Raw genomic sequence first — 6,086 nt, 5'->3', positions numbered from 1 at the left:
CTTATCTCCTCTTGACTCATCCTGATCATGTCCTTTCCTGCCATAATATCCTCCTTTAAAGTAAGATATTGTGGCAATCTCAAAATAGGACATTTCTACTTTGCTAAAACAGGACATTATTATATTGCGATTACAGCAAAATAATCTTTGAATACACCCTTCTCTTTATCTTAATCTTATCATATCTTATTAAATCATCGAGACTTATCTATTTCTTTTAAGAAAGGTCAAAAATTATACGAATCTGAGTTAAAAATGTTGCATCTTATTTTTTCCTTGACCTTAATTTTAAATTCTGCTATATAGATATGTTATTTTCCCTAACTAAGGAGCGATCTAAGATGAGAAAAATCTACATTTTTATTACTACCCTGATGCTTGTTCTGTTCCAATTTTCTTCAGCGATTTCTGCAGACAATCAAAAAGTTTTAAATCTATTTGACGATCTGCAGAAGGTCATTATCTCACTTTCCAGTCGGATCCAGCCCTCGGTGCTCCATATAGAGGTTATCAAGAAATCTGACAGCTTTAAATTCAAATCCTTAGCCTCAGGCCTGGTGGTTGACCAGAACGGTTATATCCTGACCAACGAGCACGTGGTGGATAAAGCCCAGTCCATAAGGGTTACCCTGCCCAGCAAGTTAGAGTATCCGGCAGAGATAATAGGGGTGGATAAGCAGACTGACCTGGCTCTGATAAAAATAAAATCCGAGGAAAAACTTACTGTTCCCAGATTCGGGAATTCGGATAAAATCGAGGTGGGAGAATGGGTGATCGCAGTGGGGAATCCTTTCGGGTTTGACCGTACAGTCTCCTTCGGTATAGTCAGTGGAAAGGGAAGGGTGATACCTTTTCTGCCAGAGGAATCCAGGTTGATAAGCGATTTTATCCAGACTGATGCAGCCGTTGACCCCGGTTCCTCCGGGGGTCCCCTGGTGAATTTGAAAGGGGAAGTTATAGGGATAAACTCAATCGGATTAGGGCGAGGCCAGGGATTTACCATCCCGATCAACACTGCCCTGGAGATCAAAGATAAATTATTATCCTCAGGCATAATCGAAAGAGGCTGGCTCGGGTTATCGATTCAACCTTTAAACCGAGAGCTTGCCCAATACTTTGGAGATGAGAGCTTGAAGGGGATACTGGTTAGTGATGTCGAGCCGAATTCTCCGGCGCAAGAAGCTGGTTTTTTACCTGGAGACATAATTCTGGAATATCAAGGGGAAAAGGTTTCTGCGGAAAAAGAAGAGGATTTAAACAGGTTCTCTCTTCTGGTGAGCGAAAGCCCGGTCGGGCAAAACGTCTCTTTGAGAATTAAGCGAAAAGAAGAGCTCCTTGACCTCAGGGCTAAAATAGCGCTTCAACCTAAGGTTAAGCCTGAAGAGTATGAGACCGACTTAGGTTTTACAGTCAAAGAGATAACTGATGGGATATATCGGGATTATATGCTGGAAGACAAGGAAGGGGTTTTGGTTTCTTTTGTGGAGGTGGGAAGTCCGGCCAGCCAGGGAGAGCTTTCAGAAGGAGATGTGATCAAAAAAGTTGAGGATATGAAGATTTCGACTCTGGATGATTTCAAAAAATCCCTGGAAAAAGTAAAGGGACAAAAACAGATTCTGCTTGCCATTAAAAGAGGAAAAAATCAGAGATTTATCCTCATTCAACCCGGGTCAAAAAAAGAATAACAAGATTAGAAATTTCTTCTATCGGTCTATTGACTCAAACTAAGAGGCAAGTAAATCCTGGATGAAAGCCAGGAGAGCACGAGGGGCTTAGAAACTATCTTGTGCTGGTTGCTTTCACTAATGGCCAAGAATAGAGATCACTTCCCTTTAGCTCCTTCAACTAAATAGATATGGCTCTCCAGTTTTCCGAGTTCTACCAAAATCCCCTTTTTTAATTCATCAGAATTAGTTTTGATTGTCTGACCGTCTAAAAGCTCGGTCAGGACAATCTTTTTACCCTTGACCCCTATTTTACTACAATCTATCTGCAGGATTACGTTTTTCTTAAATCCCTCCTTCTCCGGGGAGAAAGGCACCCCTGGGCTGATCAAATAGAGCAGGGTCACTTTCTCATTTTTCTGAATTATCATCTCCAGGTCAGGGTCTGAGGAATTCACAAATCTTGTAATCCCTGACTCCTGCAGAATGCTCTCCAGGAATCCCGCCTTCTCGCGACAGGCTGAAGAGGAAAGGTCAAAAGTTAACAGGTAAACCTTCCCTTTTCCAAGTTTTCCTCTGACCCCAACGATTCTCCTGCCTGCCCGTGCTATAACCTGATAATTCTTAGAATGGGACCTGATAAACCCGTAGATCTGTGAGGTGAATTCTTCTTTCGAGGTCTGGATTTTCTCCACTGATGAGAGCTGAGCTGTCTTGATCTTAAGACCACGAGATAAAAGTTCACACTTTTTAAGGTCCCGGTCATATCTGGGCAAAAGACCATAAAGAACCAGACTCTTACCGTTCCTTGCTTCCTCTAGGAGGAAAGCTTGAGCCTTCGAATCCATGAACTCCGCCACAGGCACTAAAAGCACCCTACACTTCTCCAGCTTTTTCGCCTGTTCAGGACTGGAAATTGCGAAATCATACTTCAGTTCTCTGAGACTCTGCCCTAAACCGAAGTGAGTTTTCCAGACCAGAGAATTCAGATAAGGAAAAAGCGTCTGATTTTTCACCTGGCTCAAATAAAGATAAGGATCATAATTTAAGAGACTTATCTGCGACAGATTCTCCAGAGTCTTTAAATTTATTTTTTCCTGGAGTAGATTAAAGTTCTTGATCAGCTCGTACCCTTCCTGAATCGTCCCTTCTTCAGCCAATGGAGAGCCATACCAGTGGCTCCTTTCCACGAACATCGTGTGGTTAAATCCTTTAATCCCGAAAGCTAATGAGGTGACCAGCATGAATTTCAATTCCTGTGTGCCGAGCGGAAGATATTTCTTTTTCTCCTGGGGATTCAAGGCAGGTGCTCCGTTTCTGAATTCGATCGCCCAGGGGAATGAAGCTGAACCCGCAAAGGATCTGAGGTGCCAGGAGTATTCAGCATAATCCTTAAACCAGTCTACCTCCACCCCTCCAAAAATGTTTTCTTTCTGCAGGGAGGGCCATTCTGAAGACGAGGATAAGCCATCTTCCCAGAAAATATCAGTGAAGAAGATGGGAGATACCTGGGAAGAGGTTATTATTTCTTTTAGATTCAGAAGGTAATCCGAAATCAAGCCTCTTTTGAAATCAATCCAGTCCAGAGATCTTAATAGCTCCGCAGGTTTTTTTATTTCCGGATATTTTGGAGGTTGAACCTCTTCATAGTTTTTTGATTTAATTTGATAAGCGGATTTAAGTTTTTTTATCTCTTTGTATTTTTCTTTTAGAAAAGCCGGATAACGGGATTGGATTATATAGGAGTTATAATCAAGCTGAAAGGGATCAGCGAAAAAGTTCAAACTGGTCTTTCTTCCTAACTGGATCACGATCACCGGTCCCTTTGGATAGATGTAATGTTTTAATACTTCATTCAGGGCGTTAATATATCTTTTGTAATGATTCTTAAAGGAAGGATGACCAAAAGAAGGTAAAGCTATCTTTGGAAATTCCTTCAGTTCAGATATAGACACTACATTCCCTTGAGGGTCTTTTGCTAAGAGATCTTGATTCTTCAGTACAAAGTCAGGGTAGCCGCCATTTTCCCATTCTGCTCCTATGTAAGGCCCAATCTTTAATATGACTTTAAAGCCGAACTCCCTTGCCAGCTCCAGGAAGACCGCTAAATCCGTCCGGCTATCAGTTTCCCCGTTAAAGTCAAATTCCCCAGTTGAGATCTCGTGCAGGTTCCAGGGGATCGGGGTTGAGATGATTTTGAATCCTGCCTTTTTAATTCTTTCAAAGCAAACTGACCAGTATTTCTTACTCACTCTGAAATAATGAATTTCCGCAGAATTCAAACGATATTCCTCTTTACCAATCAATACTGTATTTTTCAAAAGGCTAAGCATCAGTCTCCTTTTTAGGAATTATCATAATCCCTCCTTTTCCTTTGAAAAGGATTTTTTTAAAATCTATTAAGTTTATAGACATAAGTCAATTTTGTCAATAAAAATTATGAAATATCACCGAATTTCAGTGGCTTTTCTGTGGTATCGATAACATATTATTAATAAGCGAGTTAGGAAATTTATCTGGTAACTGATGAAAAGTAGTAATTCTCTAACCTAATAAAAAACCCCATCCATTTTTCGTTGGATGAGGTCTTATTTATTGTGAAACAATAAGTTATGTCAATAGTTATTTCAACATAACCATTTTCTTAACATCTGAGAAATCATCCGCTTTAATTCTATAAAAATAGATCCCGCTGGCAAATTCTAAGCCTTTGCTGTCTTTTCCGTCCCACTCAACCTCTTTTACCCCTGCTGCCAATTTCTCATCAACCAGGGTTTTCACTTTCTGCCCTAAAATGTTGTAGACCTCCAGTTTTACCCAGGAATCTTTGGGAAGGGCAAATCTGATCATGGTCTTTGGGTTAAAAGGATTCGGAAAATTCTGAGAAAGACTGAAAGATGAAGGTTTAGTCGGGGTATTGATGTCTTGGACTTCTAAGTAGCCTTTATAAAAGACCGGTGAGAATGCATTACCTAATGTATCAACGAACTCTAAGTGGACATTGGGAGGCCAGAAGATTGTATCCACTGATGCATACGAGGGATAATTCCAGAATGGCCCAGTTGTAAAATATATTTTAGCCACAGAACCACTGCCAGGTTCAAGGCCTCCATGAAACCAGAACGCAAACACAACCAATCTGTTCTTACTGTTATCTATACAGCAAAAAGTGTCACTATAATAAGTGGCATTAGCACTTCTCGTGCCAACAAAACTTATAGAATCACACCTGATATCCAGATAGCTATTTGAATCTACGAAGGCTAACGGGATGATAAAAGCTCCCAGGTACTCATCGTTAAATGCATAAACATCCATGACCACTTGAGAATTAGGTGGTACAGTTTCAATGCGCGAAAGTTGGCAAGTATCCCTGATTCCAGGGTCCACCTGAGCAAGTACAAAATTGAAGGTTGAAAGAGAGACGATGCCAAACCAAAAGATCAATTTCAACCAATTCCTTTTCATCTTGATCAACTACCTAAAAAATCTTATGGTTTTAGTTTCTTTTTCTTATCTTTTCTTGATCGTGAGAATTTCCCGTTTGATTATAATCTAAAAATAGATGTCTATCTTGTCAATAAAGAATTGGCTAGCCGATGATGTCTCTCTCGGATGACCCCCTAATATATCAGAAACAGAGGAATAATTACTGTAATCTTCCAAATTTGAGCTTCCAGTATCCCATAAAAAAAGCCCCATCCGATAAATCGGATAAGGCTTGCTTTCTAAAATGACGGGTTTAAGTAATGGTTATTTCAACATAACCATTTTCTTAACATCTGAGAAATCATCCGCTTTAATTCTATAAAAATAGATCCCGCTGGCTACCTCTAAACCCTTGCCGTCTCTTCCGTCCCACTCAACCTCTTTTACCCCTGCTGCCAATTTCTCATCAACCAGGGTTTTCACCTTCTGCCCTAAGATGTTGTAGACTTCCAGCTTAACCCAGGAATCCCTGGGAAGGGCAAATCTGATCATGGTCTTGGGGTTAAAAGGATTCGGATAGTTCTGAGCCAGACTAAAAACCGTTGGCTTGGTCGGAGTGTTTACCTCCTTTACGTCTAAAGCACCTTTATGGAAAACTGGTATAAACGTAATGATCCCAGTTGGATCTACAAAAACTAGCTCACTGGTAGGCGGGTAAAACTGACTATCGACTGCAACTGATAAGGTAGAATCCCAGGTGGTACCGGTGCTAAAATAGATCTTTGCCACAGAGCCACTGCCCGGTGCAAGATCTCCTACAAACCAAACTGCATATACTACCAATCTGTGTTTAGAATTCTCTATGGAAGCGGCATCGCTCACAAGGGTGGCGGAGGCACTTCTTGTACCCGCAAAAACTATCGAATCGCACCTGACATCTAAAGTACTGTTTGTATCCGGGTAAACCAGAGGAATGACAAATGAACCCACGTG

Annotated in this window: 4 protein-coding genes; 1 reads left to right on the top strand and 3 read right to left on the bottom strand. The window is 40.9% G+C overall.

Going from position 1 to position 6,086, the window contains the following annotated elements:
- Positions 1-341 precede the first annotated feature (341 nt).
- Positions 342-1,685: a trypsin-like peptidase domain-containing protein gene (locus MUP17_08550; GenBank protein MCJ7459026.1), complete on the top strand. Its 1,344-nt coding sequence runs from the start codon at positions 342-344 to the stop codon at positions 1,683-1,685.
- Positions 1,686-1,822: 137 nt separating this feature from the next.
- Here MUP17_08550 and MUP17_08545 read toward each other — a convergent pair whose 3' ends face one another.
- The 3 genes from MUP17_08545 to MUP17_08535 form a co-directional block, all read right to left on the bottom strand.
- Positions 1,823-3,997, bottom strand: coding sequence for a beta-galactosidase (locus MUP17_08545; protein MCJ7459025.1), 2,175 nt, complete (start codon positions 3,995-3,997; stop codon positions 1,823-1,825).
- Between the two features lie 289 nt (positions 3,998-4,286).
- The gene (locus MUP17_08540) at positions 4,287-5,117 is read right to left on the bottom strand and encodes a T9SS type A sorting domain-containing protein (GenBank protein ID MCJ7459024.1); all 831 of its coding nucleotides are present in this window, start codon (positions 5,115-5,117) and stop codon (positions 4,287-4,289) included.
- Positions 5,118-5,417: 300 nt separating this feature from the next.
- Positions 5,418-6,086: T9SS type A sorting domain-containing protein (locus MUP17_08535; protein ID MCJ7459023.1), on the bottom strand; the 669-nt coding region annotated here is incomplete at its 5' end.

The organism is Candidatus Zixiibacteriota bacterium, from assembly GCA_022865345.1.
Classification (GTDB): Bacteria; Zixibacteria; MSB-5A5; order MSB-5A5; family RBG-16-43-9; genus RBG-16-43-9.
This window is presented reverse-complemented; position numbering and strand designations above follow the sequence as displayed.